The sequence below is a fragment of the Mesorhizobium sp. M7A.F.Ca.ET.027.02.1.1 genome, assembly GCF_004022985.1.
Lineage (GTDB): Bacteria > Pseudomonadota > Alphaproteobacteria > Rhizobiales > Rhizobiaceae > Mesorhizobium.
This window is the reverse complement of record NZ_RZOL01000020.1, coordinates 1-15,250: the sequence shown is the minus strand read 5'-3', so window position 1 is coordinate 15,250 and position 15,250 is coordinate 1. Positions and strand designations below refer to the sequence as shown.

Genomic DNA, 15,250 nt, shown 5'->3' with positions numbered 1-15,250 from the left:
TTCAATGGCCCGCCTACCCTTGAATCATTTCAGCAGTTGAAGGATCACTCCCATGAACCCTGTCTATCTCGACAACAACGCAACGACGCGGGTTGATCCTGCAGTCGTTGGAGCGATGTTGCCTTTCTTTACGGAGCAATTTGGCAATCATTCGTCCATGCACGCCTATGGCGCATCGGTTGCTGAAGCCGTGAGAAAGGCGAGGCAACAGTTGCAAGCCCTCATCGGCGCGGGATTCGAGGACGAGATCATCTTCACCTCGGGCGGGACTGAAAGCGACAGTACAGCCATCCTTTCGGCGCTGGAGGTGATGCCCGACCGAACGGAAATAGTGACTTCCGCGGTTGAACATCCGGCCGTTCTGAAGTTGTGCGCGCACCTTGAAAAGACGCGCGGCGTCAAGGTGCACATTATCCCAGTCGATCACCACGGCCGGCTCGACCTGGACGCCTACAGAACCGCTCTCACTCCACAAGTGGCAATCGTCTCGATAATGTGGGCGAACAATGAGACCGGTACGATCTTTCCCGTGGTTAAGCTTGCCGATCTAGCCAGGGAAGTCGGCGCGCTTTTCCACACTGATGCAGTGCAGGCGGTCGGAAGGCTTCCGATTGAGCTGAAATCGACCGCGATCGACATGCTGTCGCTCTCCGCCCACAAGCTGCATGGTCCAAAGGGGATAGGCGCGCTTTATGTAAGACGTGGCGTGCGCTTCTCCTCCATGATCAAGGGTGGGCACCAAGAGCGCGACCGGCGTGCAGGCACTGAAAACACACCCGGCATAGTCGGACTGGGCATGGCGGCCGAACTCGCCTTGAAATTCATGGACGAGACAAAACGAATAAAATGGTTGCGCGACCGCCTTGAGAACGGGATCATCCAGCGCATCCCAAACACATCCATCAACGGCGATCCGCAAGAGCGATTGCCAAACACTGCAAACATTGGATTCGAAGGTATCGAAGGCGATGCAATTCCAATTGTCCTGAGCCGGCTGGGAATCGCCTGTTCCGCCGGGTCCGCCTGTGCCTCTGGCTCACTGGAACCGAGCCATGTTCTGATCGCTATGAACGCGGCATGTGGGGCAGTCCGCTTCTCCTTGTCGCGTGACAACGGCGAAGATGACGTAGACCGCGTGCTTGAGGTCCTGCCTGCGATCACCGAGAAGCTACGGGCCGTTCCCAGTGCTGGACTGTGCGGGCGAGGTGCAGAACAGCTTCATTCCGGCCCGGGTCCGAGCGGCACAATAGCCGACGAGCCGTGAGGTCTTCCTCAACGTGACGACCCTGCGCAATGGAGAGCAGTCAAACTCGGGGTCGCCTTCACCACTTCAGAAAAGCTTGAGATCGCCAAGTCTCTTGCCCAGCCGCCGTGCCAGAGGTCGGCACGCCGTCAGCAATGTCACCAATGCATCGACACCACAATTACGCGCCGGGAGAATACAATGAACTGCTCCGCTGATAGCCGCCCGATCGATCGCACCGATATCCTAGCGCGACTGAAGGGCCTGTCGGCCGCGGAGGACTTCTTCGCCTGCCTTGGCGTCTCCTACGACCCGAAAGTGATGAATGTCTCGCGGCTCCATATCATGAAGCGCGTGGGCCAATACCTTGCCGAAGAAGATTTCTCCGGTCTGCCTAACCAGGTAATCGCCGCGCGGGTGCGCGCCAAGCTGGAACGCGCCTACGAAGATTTCGCGACTTCCTCGCCGCTCACGCAACGTGTGTTCAAGGTGCTAAGGGACCACGATCCAAACATATGTCCCGCACCTGGCCGCGCCTTCGTCCCGCTCGACTCTGCACTGAAGCGGTTCGGAAAGTAATGAGCCCGACACGGCTGCGACGCGACAATGTCGAGAAGTCGACAAATCCAGTCCTCATGACGCCTCCTCGGAAGCAAACGAAGCCACCTTCTGGAATAGAGGCAGGAAGACGACTTGGCATGAACGATGCAGGCAATGAGGCGAACCGCCAAGCACGAATCCGGACTGGGAGCTTAGAGAAACCGCCAATGCATATCGTAATCTGCATCAAGCAGGTGCCGGATTCGGCACAGATCCGCGTGCACCCGGTGACGAACACGATCATGCGTCAGGGTGTTCCGACCATCATCAATCCTTACGACCTGTTCGCCCTCGAAGAAGCGCTCAAACTGCGCGACGTTCATGGTGGCGAGGTTACTGTGCTCACAATGGGTCCGCCCATGGCGGAGGACTCGCTGCGAAAGGCGCTCGGTTACGGTGCTGACCGAGCAGTTCTCTTGACGGACCGCTATTTTGCCGGATCCGATACGCTGGCGACTTCCTTTGCTCTTTCGCAAGCAATCGCAAAAATTGGGGAGACTTTCGGCAGGCCGGACATCGTCTTCACCGGCAAGCAGACGATTGACGGCGATACCGCCCAGGTCGGACCGGGCATAGCCAAGCGCCTAGATTTATCGCAACTTACCTATGTCGCGAAGATTGCCTCCATCGATCTCGATACGCGAGAGATCGAAGTCGCGCGTCGCGCCGAAGGCGGCACCCAGTTGCTGAAGAGCAGACTCCCTTGCCTCATTACCATGCTGGAAGACACCAACGAAATCCGCCGGGGCTCGCTCCAGCAGGCTCTGTGCGCGGCGCGCAGGCAAGTCGTGAAGTGGACTGCAGCCGACGCCGGCATTGACGATCTCACCCGGTGCGGTCTGCGTGGCTCGCCTACAGTCGTCAAGCGTGTTTTCGCCCCCACCGCACGGGCAGAAAGGGCGGCGCAGATCGACACCGCGGAAAGGGGCTTGCAGGACATAGCCGATGAACTCATCGCCGATATCTTAACCCGCCGGCCGGCGCTGGAACATGAGCTGGCCTTCAACAGCGGCACGTGACGGCCAGGAGCAGAAAATGTCGACCGCAAGCCAAACCACCCCTCGCATTGCCCCCGGCCGTGCCGGTGTAAAGAAAGAACTTCCCGACCATTTCAAAGACTACCGGCACGTGTGGGTCTTCCTCGAGCTCGAACGCGGCAATGTGCATCCTGTATCATTCGAACTGCTGGGCGAAGGCCGCAAATTGGCCGACAAGCTTGAAGTCCAGCTCGCGGGCGTCGTGCTGGGACCGCCGGGCGAGATGGTCGAGGACGCTGTTGCCGAGGCCTTCGCTTACGGGGCGGATCTTGTCTACATCGTCGATGCGCCGCCGCTCGCCGACTACCGGAACGAGCCGTTCGCCAAGGCGCTCACGGATCTGGTCAATACCCATAAACCCGAAATCCTCCTTCTCGGCGCGACCACACTGGGCAGGGATCTTGCAGGCTCGGTAGCGACGACCCTGCAGACGGGGCTCACGGCCGACTGCACCGAACTTGATGTAGATTCCGACGGTTCACTCGCCGCGACCCGTCCGACTTTTGGTGGCTCATTGTTGTGTACGATCTATACACTAAATTACCGGCCGCAAATGGCGACGGTGCGACCAAGGGTCATGCCTATGCCGCAACGGGTGGATAAGCCGGTCGGGCGTGTCATGCGGCACAAGCTGTCGCTCGTTGAGGACGATATCGTCACCAAAGTCCTCGGCTTCCTACCGGATAACCAGTCGGCAATGGCAAATCTTGCCTATGCGGATGTCGTGGTTGCGGGAGGCCTCGGTCTCGGAGCGGCGGAGAACCTTCAGCTTGTGAAGAATCTTGCCCGAGCGATCGGCGCCGAGCATGGCTGTTCGCGCCCCTTGGTCCAGAAGGGCTGGATGCCGGCTGATCGACAGATTGGACAAACTGGCAAGACCATTCGACCGAAGCTTTACATCGCGGCCGGAATTTCCGGCGCCATCCAGCACCGAGTTGGGGTCGAGGGGGCCGATCTCATCGTCGCGATCAACACCGATCCGAACGCGCCGATTTTCGAGTTCGCCCACCTCGGGATCGTCACGGATGCAATCCGCTTCCTGCCCGCACTGACGGAAGCCTTCACCCGGCGGCTGTCGCCGCACAGTCGAGACAAGCTTGCGAGTTGAGGGAGAGGACATGATTGAACAATTCGATGCCATAGTGGTCGGAGCCGGCATGTCTGGAAACGCAGCTGCTTACACTTTGGCAAGCCAGGGGCTGAAGGTACTGCAGTTGGAGCGCGGGGAATATCCGGGCTCTAAGAACGTCCAGGGTGCCATAATGTACGCGAACATGCTGGAGAAGATCATCCCGGACTTCCGGGATGATGCGCCCCTCGAGCGGCACCTGGTCGAACAGCGACTTTGGGTGTTGGACGACACGTCTCACACCGGAATTCATTACCGGTCGGACGACTTCAATGAGGCGAAACCCAACCGCTACACGATCATTCGCGCCCAGTTCGACAAATGGTTTTCCCGCAAGGTGCGCGAGGCTGGCGCGACGGTCCTGTGTGAGACGACCGCGACGGAACTCGTCCGTGATGGCAATGGCAAGGTGATCGGCGTCCGCACAGACCGGGCTGGCGGAGTGGTCTTCGCGAATGTGGTCGTTCTCGCAGAAGGGGTGTCGGGATTGCTTGGCACTCGCGCAGGCCTGCGCGAGATGCCGAAGCCGGAGACCGTGGCGCTTGCCGTCAAGGAAATGCATTTCTTGCCCGAAGAGGTCATTGGCCAGCGGTTCGGGGTCAAGGGCGATGAAGGCTGCGTAATCGAGGCCGTGGGCACGATCTCTCGCAGCATGGCCGGGCTCGGCTTCCTTTACACCAACAAGGAGTCGATATCACTCGGCATCGGCTGCCTGGTCTCGGATTTCGCCGCGACGATGGAGAGCCCGTCCGCCCTCCTGGATGCGATGAAAAACCATCCTTCGATCCGGCCGCTGATCGCTGGCTCGGAGGTGAAAGAATATGCCGCCCATCTTATCCCCGAAGGTGGTTACAAGGCCATTCCGCAGCTCTTCGGCGACGGTTGGGTCATCGTCGGCGACGCAGCGCAACTGAACAATGCCATTCACCGTGAGGGTTCGAACCTTGCCATGACCTCGGGTCGTGTCGCGGCTGAGGCGATCATCAAAGTCAAAAGCCGCAACGGTCCTATGACCAAAGCGAACCTTGCGCTCTACAAGACGATGCTGGATGACTCCTTTGTGATCAAGGATCTTAAGAAATACAAGGACATGCCAGCCTTGCTCCACACCAATTCCAGCAACTTTTTTGACAGCTATCCGCGGCTGATGTCGCATGCCGCTCAGAACTTCATGCGTGTCGACGGCACGCCGAAGATCGAGAAGGAAAAGAACACCACGGCCGCCTTCATCAACGCGCGCTCGCGCTGGGGGTTGGTCAGCGACGCGGTCCGCCTGGCATTGGCATGGCGCTGAAGAGGGTACAAGATGACGATCGCAGTGACGAAGGTTCGTGTCGAGGACAAACTTTACCAGAACCGCTATCTGGTCGATTCCGGCCGCCCCCATATTATAGTGCGACCGCACGACAAGCCAAGCGCGAACTTGCTTGCGTTGACCTACGTCTGTCCGGCGAAATGCTATGAGTTGAATGACAAGGGTCAAGTCGAGATCACCGCCGACGGCTGCATGGAATGCGGCACCTGCCGGATATTGTGCGAGAAAGGCGGCGACATCGAGTGGAACTATCCGCGCGGCGGCTTTGGTGTCCTGTTCAAGTTCGGATGATCAGCCGGGACCGTGCCAAGAGCATGCCGGCAGCGAGCAACTGCGGCACACCATGAGCCTCTCCATCCACTTGCAAAGAGCTAGTGAATATTGGCCTTTCGCAATTCAAATTTCCTTGACTCGCTAGCGGTGTCCTCAGGCCACGGCGCTGCCCTGTGCGCCGGACTTACCACCGGTCACGTGGTCGAGCCCCTTTGGGACAACGCCCGGCCATCGTGCCGGATGGCAGCCACAACGGCCGGTGAGCAAGTGGAACGGCACAACCCATGGCAAAGACGTATGTGCTAGTGCATGGTGCCTGGCATGGCGGATGGTGTTGGCGGGACGTGGCTGCCAATCTTCGCAAGATGGGATGCCACGTGACCACGCCGACCAGGTGTCGGCGAACGCGCACGTTTGCTGTGCAAGGACATCACGCCCGACACATTCGTGACCGACATCGTCAACCACATTGTGACGGAAGAGCTGAGCGATGTGATCCTTGTCGGTCACAGTCTAGGCGGCATCAGCATCACCGGCGCCGCCGACCGGATACCCGACCATATCAGCCATCTCGTTTATCTCGACAGCGCCATCGTCGAGAGCGGTCAAAGTGTATTCAGCACCATGCCCCCCGACATCGTCGCGGCCCGTCGAAAATTGGTTGCGGAGGAAGGACGGGGTATCTTCATGCCGACTCCGCCGCCAACAGCATTCGGCATTCCCGAGGGACACTCGCTCACGGACTGGGTGCGGCGCCGGATAACACCGCATCCGGCAGGCACCTACGAAAGCGGACTTAAGCTCGAGCACCCGCTCGGCAACGGCAGACCCCGAACCTATGTCGTCTGCACTAATCCACTCCACCCGCCGATGGCGGGAGCGCGAGAATGGGTCGCGAAGCAGGATGGCTGGGCGTGGCAGGAACTCGCCACTGGCCACGACGCAATGATCCTCGCGCCGACGGAAGTTGCTCTCCTTCTTAGCGCAGTCGGCTGAGGAACCAAGTAGGGTGAGCGGCGGCCGATTCTCAGGCCGTGGCCTTGAGCTCTGGTGCACGGATAGGCCCAACGGGTCGTTCCGGTGGCGCCACCGAAACCACTAGGCGGGAGTGGCCTGTCCTGCCGACGTCGCAAGCTTGCGAGCGTTCCGCCGCGGCCGCAGCCCGTAGCGCCGGGCAACCTCCGAGATCACCGCGTCGGCTCCAGGGTCTCGGAATGACTCCGTGCCTTGTCGTCCATCGACCAATGCCGCCGACCAACAGCGCCGTTGATCACCCTCGAAAACGCCGAGGCTGCCGCTCAGGGTCAATCGTAAGTTCAAGTTCAGACACAAGCCGATCTCCGATCCACCTCAGAATCGGCAGGCCCACAGATCGCGGGTCCTCCTGGAAGGACACAGCGCTTACCCTTGAAATATGGAGAACCATGGCTTTGCGCCGTCGGCAGTTGAGCTGATCTCGCAATGCTATTTCCCCGGCAACGTCCGAGCCGGAGAACTGCGTGCTTGGCGTTCTCCTCTGGAAGGAACCAATCTTTCGGAACGTGGCAATGTCATCGACGAGCTCTCACGGGCCAGCACGATGCCGGTTCGGCGCATCGGCGCCCCCTGAACACGAGATAGCCACTTGCGATTCTAACGATACGGCCGGACGGGGGCTGAGACCGCGGCGGACGGAGCGTGACGGCTGATCGACACAATGGAGAAGGCCGGCTGGGTTCAGGCTAATGCGGCTCGAATTCTCGGCCTCAAGCTGCGACAAGTCGGCTAGGCGATACGCCGGCATAGTATCGAGGTGAAGGAAATTCTAAGAGCCTGATGAGCCAATCGTCAGGCCAGTGGTCTTGCGCGCCCTGTGCGCGACAAGGAGTGCTTCGTGCTTCTGAACGGATTTGGACTTGCACTGTCGCAAGCAGGACAAAATTGTGTCGCGCCGGCCTGACACAATGCGATATCGACCCGAATAGTGAACTGAAGCCGCTTTTTTCAGTTGGTATGGCTCTTGCACCTTGAACCGCGACGTTACCAGCAACGGAGCCGTTTGATGTCCTCACCGACAGTTTCGATTGAGGGGCCGACTAGCACGACATCCGAGGGTTTTCTGGCAGCCGCGAAATCCGGTGGCTGCGCATCGTCCTCCTACGGCTCGTCGCCGACCAGCCCGGGCGAAGGGGATCCGGCTATTTGGGAAAGGATCAAGGATCACCCCTGCTTTTCGGAGGAAGCGCATCATTATTTCGCGCGTATGCATGTGGCGGTCGCGCCGGCTTGCAATGTCCAGTGCAACTATTGCAATCGCAAATACGATTGCGCCAACGAGAGCCGGCCTGGTGTTGTGTCTGAGAAGTTGACGCCCGACCAAGCGCTACGCAAGGTCATCGCCGTTGCCAACAAAGTTCCGCAGCTTTCGGTTCTTGGCATCGCTGGGCCGGGGGATGCCTGTTACGATTGGGAGAAAACGAAGGCAACGCTCGACCGCGTCATCAGGGAAATCCCCGACATAAAGCTGTGCGTCTCCACTAATGGGCTCGTGCTGCCGGACCATGTCGCCGAGCTTGCCGAAATGAATGTTGATCACGTGACGGTCACCATCAACATGGTCGACCCGGAAGTCGGCGCGAAGATCTATCCATGGATCTTTTATGAAAATCGCCGCTACTTCGGCATCGAAGCCGCTCGAATCTTGCACGCGCGGCAGATGCTGGGCCTGGAGATGCTGAGCGCGCGCGGCATCCTCACCAAAATCAACTCGGTGATGATTCCTGGAGTGAACGACCAGCACCTGTTTGAGGTGAACAAAATGGTCAGGGAGCGGGGCGCGTTTCTGCACAACGTGATGCCTCTGATTTCGGACCCGGCGCACGGTACCCACTACGGACTCATCGGGCAGCGCGGCCCAACGGCAATGGAGATGATGGCTCTTCAGGATCGACTTGAAGGTGGCGCCAAGTTGATGCGCCACTGCCGGCAGTGCCGGGCAGATGCTGTCGGCCTGCTCGGTGAAGATCGTGGCCAGGAATTCACGCTGGACGGGATTCCCGACGATGTCGCCTACGATGCTGGCAAGCGTCAGGCCTATCGGCAGGTGGTCGCACACGAGCGCCGTGATCATGAGGCGGCGAGGAGCGAGGCCATCGGTATGGTCAAGGCAACAGACTCCGAAAAGTCGCTTCTGGTTGCGGTGGCCACTAAGGGAGGTGGACGGGTCAACGAACACTTCGGCCACGCGAAGGAATTCCAGGTTTATGAAGTCTCGCCTAGAGGGATCAGCTTGGTCGGGCATCGGAAGGTCGAGCGGTATTGCCTCGGAGGCGGGGGCGAAGACGCCATCCTCGAGGGCGTCATCGCAGCGCTCGAAGGCATACACATAGTGCTATGCGCCAAGATCGGAAATCGCCCGAAGGAACAACTCTCGCGAGCTGGACTGCGCGTAACCGACGCCTATGGCCATGACTACATCGAGACCGCAGTCAGCGCACTTTACGCGGCAGAGTTTGGGATCAGACCACTAGCGGCGACGGCCTGAGCCGTCTCGTCCGATAACCAGGAGTTAGAATGGCTTTAAAGATCATCGCATCCCAATGTACCCAATGCGGGGCCTGCGAGTTCGAATGTCCTTCGGAAGCGATCAAGTTCAAGGGCGACGCCTATGTGATCGATCCAAACAAGTGCACCGAATGCAAGGAGGCCTTCGATACGCAGCAATGCGTGTCGGTCTGTCCGGTACCGAAAACCTGCGTTCCCGCTTGATTCCTACCGAAACGGTCGGGTTCGCCGCACGACGACGCCTGCAACCCGCGACCACAACAAAAGCCTCGAGAAAGGAATGGACAGCATGTGGTCCAGACGCGAACAGGAGGTCGAAATCGGCAGACCGCCACGGTTCATGCAGGGTGAGCGGGTCCGTGCGATACGCCACATAAAAAACGACGGCACCTATCCCGGCAAGGAGATCGGCGAAAACCTCGTGCGGAAGGGCGACGAAGGCTACGTGCGCGACATTGGAACCTTTCTCCAGCAATTCTTCATCTATGCGGTCGAATGGATCGATCGTGGCACGGTCGTCGGCATGCGAGCGCGCGAACTCATTAGCCTCGACAAAGTCGAGGTTCCCTGCGGAGCTGAAGGCATTTCCAACGGGGGAACAGCCGGATGAAAGTAATGATTCGCAGGACCGCTACTGGCTTGTCGGCTTATGTCCCCAAGAAGGATCTCGAAGAGCCGATCACCGAGATTGAGAACGCTGACTTATGGGGCGGGACCGTGACGCTCAGGAACGGTTGGCGGCTCATGCTGCCCGACCTTCCGCGCGACACGCGTTTGCCGATCACCGTCGAGGCGATGAAGATTTCCGACGGGGCCTGATGCCGGTGGGTTCAGTGGCGGAGAGGAAACGCGTATGAACACGATGCTGAGCTGGGACCATCTCGTCGTCGTCCGGGGCAGTTTTGCCAAAAAACTGATTGACCTGCTGAACGGCGCTCTCAAGGCCGATCGAGTGATCCCCTATCTCGGTCCTGGTCTTCTGCAGCTTAACCCACCGGAATCACCTGTACCTTGCACCCCTGAAGATGTCGCCGCGGCCCTCAACAAGCGGGCGCCTGCCCCTTCCAGGATTCGCACCAATATGTGGTCGGTCGCGCAGTTTATCGAGCAGCGCCGACATCGTCGGACTCTCCAAGCGTGGATGGCGGAGATATTCGCAGCCCCCGCCGAGCCGACCGTTCTTCACGCCTGGCTCGCAACCCTTCAACTGTCTGTCATCATCGACAGCTGGTACGATGGCGCCATGCGAGCAGCCCTTGCAGAGGCCGGCCAAACAGACGTTGTCGAGATACAAGGAACGACGCGCGCGACCGGAATCGGTAACATCTGGACGAGAACTTACGATTTGTCAGGAACAGAACTCGAGGCCGAACAAGTGGCTAGGACGGTGCTCTATGCGCCGCACGGCAGCGTCAGGCCGGCGGCAAACTTCCTCGTGGCTGATTCCGATTACGTCGAAGTCCTAACCGAAATTGATATCCAGACGCCGATCCCGGACGCGGTGAAGCAACGGCGCGTCAACCGGGGTTTTTTCTTCGTGGGCTGCCGCTTCAACGATCAGATGCTGCGCACATATGCCAGACAGCTGATGAAGCGCTCCACTGGCCCACATTTTGCGGTGATCGATTCGGCTACGCTGACCAGAAACGAACGTCGTTTCCTTGCCGAAGGCGCAATCACGGTCATCGACATGCCGATCCGCAACGCCGCGGCTCGCCTCGTCGGGGTCGATGCTAGCCAGGATTAATGGCCGGCGATTGCTGGTGAGTCGCTGCTTGCCTCCAAGGGCGAAAACTCAGTTGGGAATACATTCGTGAGTAGTAATGCTAGTGGCAGCACAACGTAGGCTCTGAATTCGTTGGGCGATGTGAAAGGGTCCGCTGCTGCGGGACGTGAGCACGTTGCGGCGGCATTACGCACATGATCTTGTGACCCCCGTGGCAAAAGAACTGAAGCGCCCGAGTCGCGACAACATATGCAGCGCTCAATGGCTTCGACAAAAATTCGGCACAGTTTCGACAGTTCGCATGCACCTCCAGGGTCAACGAGGTTGATTATGCCTGTTTATGTGGGTCGGCCACGCGAGCAGGAATTCCCACTACCTTTGCCCCGGCGGGAACATCTCGTGTGACCACGCAGCCAGCGCCTACCACTGCATTATCACCAATCGTGACGCCAGGCAGAATGATTGCTCCACCGCCGATCCAGACACGGCTGCCAATGTGAACAGGACGCCCGACCTGCAGGCCGGCCTGCCGCTGCTCGGCATCATGTGGATGATCGGCGGTATAAATCTGCACAGCAGGCCCAATTGCCGTTCCTTGCCCGATTTTGACCTCTACCACGTCAAGAATAACGCAGTTGAAGTTGATGTAGGCATTGGCTCCAATGCGGATATTGAATCCGTAGTCGCAAAAAAAGGGCGGACGGATGACCGTTCCGCGCCCAACCTCTCCCAGCCGCTCGGACAAAAGCTCATGCCAATGCCCCGTGGTCTGCCCCAGCGTATCATTGTACCGCTTGAGCCAAGCCCCGGTGGCCAACAGGTCAGCTTGGATCTCCGGATCCGCCGCATTGTAAAACTCGCCTGCGAGCATCTTTTCTTTTTGGCTACGCATCATAGTCTCCCGTCAGGTCGTGTCCCGTACAGTGATGCAGGAACGCACATCAAACTGCCTCGGCAACTTTGTAACTCGGTCTTGCCGGGCGCGCGGTCGGTCACGAGCCGGGGCGACAGTTTCGTCTCGACCAACTTCCGCGAATTTGGATATCGCAGATCAACCGGTCGCAGGGGCCAATACCTGACGAGGTCGGCAACTGTCCAGCGGTCGAACTCACTTTCATGCCCATCTCAGATTGCGTGATATCGAGCGGTAAGCCATCAGCTAATGTATCGACCAGGTCCCGCCAGCGGAGATCTGCGCGTCGCCTCTACGCATGCTGGCGTGTCACCAATAATACATCGATTATTTCTGGATCCAGGCACGTCGAATTGATTTGCCTTGCGGTGTAGAGCGAAGTTACTAGCCATAGGATTACTCCTTTTTAGTTTGTCAGTCGCAGAGCCCCAGTATGACTACGTGGTAGAAAGCACACGGCCGGAATCTTGGCAGCGCTGTTCACACCCACTTCGTAAGCCTGGCCGATGGGCTCGCCAGAGCACCAATGCTTGACCTGCTCCAGCTCTTGCTCGGCGGGTTGTTTCAGAGACGCTTGATCTCGATACCGCGTTTTCTCAGCACGTAGCCGATCTGGCGCGGGGTCAAACCGAGCAGGCGCGCCGCCTTTGCCTGCACCCAGCCACACTTTTCCATGGCAGCAATGACCGTATCGGCATCGGGCACCCTACCACGACTCGTGGCAGGGCCTATCGGCGCTTGCCCGTCGCCGACGGGCGGGGCGGCACAGGCGGCGGAAGGCTGGATCGTAGTCGACTTCTCTGACGTCGGCGGTCCGTTCTTCCACAGCGCCGCGGCCAAGCACTGATCCGCGTAACAGGCAAAGTCAGTTCTGAGGATTGATGGACCCGTCGCCAGAACTGCCGTCCGTTGAACGCAGTTTTCGAGCTCTCGGATGTTGCCTGGAAATTCGCAGTTCATTAGCACCTCAATCGCTTCGGGAGCGAAGGTCAGCGTGTGATCATTCTCAGTATTGAAATTCTTGAGAAACTGAGCGGCCAAGAGCGGAATATCACCTCGCCTTTCGCGCAATGCCGGCACGCGTAAAGTGACGACGTTGATGCGATAATAGAGGTCTTGCCGGAACTCCTTGCGTTGAACTGCCGTTTCCAAGTCCCTGTTCGTTGCGGCAATCACGCGAACATCAACTTTAATGGTGTGGTTGCTGCCGACGCGCTCAAACTCCTGCTCCTGCAGGACACGCAGCAGCTTAGCCTGGAACGAACCTGATATTTCGCCAATCTCGTCCAGAAACAATGTGCCTTTGTCGGCAGCCTCAAAGCGCCCCTTGCGCAAACTGCTCGCGTCGGTGAAGGCACCCTTCTCATGACCGAACAAGTCAGATTCCAGAAGCGTCTCGGTGAGCGCCGCGCAATTGACCTTGATGAAGGGCTGCTTGGCGCGAGGCGAGAGCTCGTGAATGGCTTTGGCAACCAGCTCCTTACCGGTTCCGGATTCACCTCGCAACAGGACCGTAGTCTTCGCCTTGGCCACCTTGACAAGGTGCTCACGCAGCTTGCGCAGCGCCTGACTATCGCCAAGCATCTCCTTGCTGATCTTTTTACGTTCCATTTGGCAGCCCATCCCACTCCGCCACCCGCCGGTAGAACTGCACTGGACGGTGAGCTGTGTTGTATTTCGTCATCATCATTCTCGATCTCACCTTTGTTGCTTCGAAATTTTCGGCGCGCGGACGCCCTCGGCAAATGGCAATGGCGCCTGAGCATCGTTGCCTTTCACCAGGACGAGCGTCTTCCTCCGCGCGGGCGCTCGCAATATGCGGTTTGCGCAGGCCTTTACTCGACCGGTCGCTGTTCTGTCCGGCTTCTGCCGCACCGCAGCCTGCAAACTCATCCTTGACAAGAAAGGAGGGGAGTCAACCGAGCTCTCCTTGCATTTATGCAAGGAAAATTGTCAGTTTGATAGAATTCTATCAAAACGGCAGAAACGCCCCGCCCCAGTTTGGCTGTACCTGCGGCGTTCAGCGTACGTGACGACATGTGCGGACTTGTCCCAATTGCCATCCGAGTTGTGCGGAACAGTAGCTGCTGCGCTGTTCGCTTCAACCGCGTGAGGCCGGAGACAGTAGAGACGGCGGCTCGTCGAGCGAGGTTTCATTGTTCGGCTACTAAACCGGCTGTCCTTTGGTGGGAGTTGGTTTCGCCCAAGTTCTGGGCCTGGGGGCGTCTAGCCCGTTTCGCCGCACAGGCTCCTTCCACATCGTCGAGGCCGAGAAGGAGGGACCCCACAGCTCTCCCTGTATCACAATGCCCCGCCCCTCAAGCAGCTAGATACGACAGGTGACCTCAAATGAGGCGTCTTGCATGGCTTCTACACCTGCCTGAATGCCAGAACTGCGTTCGTACCGCCCATGGCGAAGGCGTTGCTCATGGCGACGCGCACCTTGCGCTCGCGCGGCACATTGGGTGTGATGTCGAGGTCGCAAGCGGGATCTGGCTCGCGATAGTTGGCGGTCGGCGGCACGACGTCCTCTTGGATTGCCATCACGCAGGCGATCATTTCAAGCGCGCTCGCTGCGCCGAGGCAATGCGCGTGCGTGGACTTGGTGGAAGAGATGGACATCAAATAAGCGTGGTTTCCAAACACACGCTTGATCGCCGCCGTTTCAGTCTGATCATTGCTTTTGGTACCGGTGCCGTGCGCGTTGAGGTAGTCGACGTCCTCGGCATTCAGCCCGGCATCGGCAAGGCAGGCGCGCATCGCCGACGCTGGCCCCTCGACAGATGGCGCGGCAATGTGGAAGGCATCGGCGGAAAGGCCGACGCCGGCGATCTCGGCAAGAATTGTGGCACCACGCCTCGTGGCATGCTCGTAGCTTTCCAGCACGGCCATGCCCGCACCCTCGCCCAGCACCAGGCCCTTCCTATCGGCGGAGAAGGGCCGGCAGGTATCGGGTGAAAGCACGCGCATTGCTTCCCATGCTTTCAGCACGCCCCATGCGAAGGGTGCGTCGCTGCCTCCGGAAACCATTACGTCGGCCCGGCCCAGCTTGATCTGGTCCACCGCCGAGGCGATCGCATGGTTGGCCGAGGCACATGCGGAGGTCACCCCGAAGACCGGCCCGCGCAAGCCGAGGCTCAAGCTCACCTGGCCGGCGGCGGCGCTTGGCATCGTTTTGGGTACAGCGAGGATGCCAACTCGCCTCGCGCCGTCCAAAAGGAGGGCCCGGTAAGTTTCCTCCATCACATCCCAGCCCAAGCCGCCGACGCCCACTGTCGCGCCGAAGCGATGGGCATTCCCCTCGTCGCAGGAAAGTCCGGCCTGCCGCATGGCTTCGCGCGCTGCAAGCACGGCGAGCAAGCTGAAGCGGGCCATGGAGACGAACTGCTTGCGATTGATGTCGTGCTGGGGCAGCGCCTTGATCTCAGCGCCGGTCATGCCCTCCAGGTCATGAAGCTCGGAATTGGCGAT

The 15,250-nt window shown here is 59.2% G+C and carries 15 protein-coding genes and 1 pseudogene; 13 read left to right on the top strand and 3 right to left on the bottom strand.

The genetic code is table 11. The features are described 5' to 3' along the window. Positions 1-52: 52 nt before the first annotated feature. From nifS to EN749_RS04310, 13 genes are all read left to right on the top strand, one after another. Complete coding sequence (gene nifS, locus EN749_RS04370) at positions 53-1,264, top strand: cysteine desulfurase NifS (RefSeq protein WP_126063817.1); 1,212 nt, start codon at positions 53-55, stop codon at positions 1,262-1,264. Positions 1,265-1,444: 180 nt separating this feature from the next. Further along, positions 1,445-1,822 carry a nitrogenase stabilizing/protective protein NifW gene (gene nifW, locus EN749_RS04365; protein ID WP_024505239.1) on the top strand — a complete coding sequence of 126 codons (378 nt, stop codon included), beginning with the start codon at positions 1,445-1,447 and terminating at the stop codon, positions 1,820-1,822. A gap of 188 nt (positions 1,823-2,010) precedes the next feature. After that, complete coding sequence (locus EN749_RS04360) at positions 2,011-2,862, top strand: electron transfer flavoprotein subunit beta/FixA family protein (RefSeq protein ID WP_126063816.1); 852 nt, start codon at positions 2,011-2,013, stop codon at positions 2,860-2,862. 16 nt (positions 2,863-2,878) lie between these two features. Then, positions 2,879-3,988 carry an electron transfer flavoprotein subunit alpha/FixB family protein gene (locus tag EN749_RS04355; protein ID WP_126063815.1) on the top strand — a complete coding sequence of 370 codons (1,110 nt, stop codon included), beginning with the start codon at positions 2,879-2,881 and terminating at the stop codon, positions 3,986-3,988. Between the two features lie 10 nt (positions 3,989-3,998). Next, positions 3,999-5,303, top strand: coding sequence for an FAD-binding protein (locus EN749_RS04350; RefSeq protein WP_126080604.1), 1,305 nt, complete (start codon positions 3,999-4,001; stop codon positions 5,301-5,303). Between the two features lie 12 nt (positions 5,304-5,315). After that, complete coding sequence (locus tag EN749_RS04345) at positions 5,316-5,615, top strand: ferredoxin family protein (protein ID WP_024505235.1); 300 nt, start codon at positions 5,316-5,318, stop codon at positions 5,613-5,615. A 396-nt stretch (positions 5,616-6,011) separates the two neighbouring features. After that, positions 6,012-6,593: an alpha/beta fold hydrolase gene (locus EN749_RS04340; protein ID WP_287152319.1), complete on the top strand. Its 582-nt coding sequence runs from the start codon at positions 6,012-6,014 to the stop codon at positions 6,591-6,593. A 700-nt stretch (positions 6,594-7,293) separates the two neighbouring features. After that, entirely contained in the window at positions 7,294-7,365 is a 72-nt protein-coding gene (locus EN749_RS38175; protein ID WP_245467364.1) for a helix-turn-helix domain-containing protein, read from the top strand. Positions 7,366-7,638: 273 nt separating this feature from the next. Further along, on the top strand, positions 7,639-9,120 hold the full coding sequence (nifB, locus tag EN749_RS04330) for a nitrogenase cofactor biosynthesis protein NifB (RefSeq protein ID WP_024505233.1): 1,482 nt from the start codon (positions 7,639-7,641) through the stop codon (positions 9,118-9,120). Between the two features lie 29 nt (positions 9,121-9,149). Continuing rightward, positions 9,150-9,344: a 4Fe-4S binding protein gene (locus tag EN749_RS04325; protein ID WP_024505232.1), complete on the top strand. Its 195-nt coding sequence runs from the start codon at positions 9,150-9,152 to the stop codon at positions 9,342-9,344. An 85-nt stretch (positions 9,345-9,429) separates the two neighbouring features. After that, complete coding sequence (locus EN749_RS04320; protein ID WP_024505231.1) at positions 9,430-9,750, top strand: nitrogen fixation protein NifZ; 321 nt, start codon at positions 9,430-9,432, stop codon at positions 9,748-9,750. Then, positions 9,747-9,959 (top strand): putative nitrogen fixation protein NifT, encoded by a 213-nt coding sequence (gene nifT / locus EN749_RS04315; protein ID WP_024505230.1) that lies wholly within the window; start codon positions 9,747-9,749, stop codon positions 9,957-9,959. The genes EN749_RS04320 and nifT overlap by 4 nt, the downstream gene beginning before the upstream one ends. 34 nt (positions 9,960-9,993) lie before the next feature. Then, complete coding sequence (locus tag EN749_RS04310) at positions 9,994-10,887, top strand: SIR2 family protein (protein WP_024505229.1); 894 nt, start codon at positions 9,994-9,996, stop codon at positions 10,885-10,887. A gap of 307 nt (positions 10,888-11,194) precedes the next feature. Here EN749_RS04310 and EN749_RS04305 read toward each other — a convergent pair whose 3' ends face one another. From EN749_RS04305 to EN749_RS04295, 3 genes and pseudogenes are all read right to left on the bottom strand, one after another. After that, positions 11,195-11,761, bottom strand: a complete 567-nt coding sequence (locus EN749_RS04305) for a sugar O-acetyltransferase (RefSeq protein ID WP_024505228.1) — start codon at positions 11,759-11,761, stop codon at positions 11,195-11,197. A gap of 582 nt (positions 11,762-12,343) precedes the next feature. Then, positions 12,344-13,387: pseudogene (gene nifA, locus EN749_RS04300) on the bottom strand (nif-specific transcriptional activator NifA); the annotation flags it as partial. 762 nt (positions 13,388-14,149) lie between these two features. Further along, on the bottom strand, positions 14,150-15,250 hold a 1,101-nt coding region (locus EN749_RS04295), incomplete at its 5' end, for a beta-ketoacyl-[acyl-carrier-protein] synthase family protein (RefSeq protein WP_145990875.1).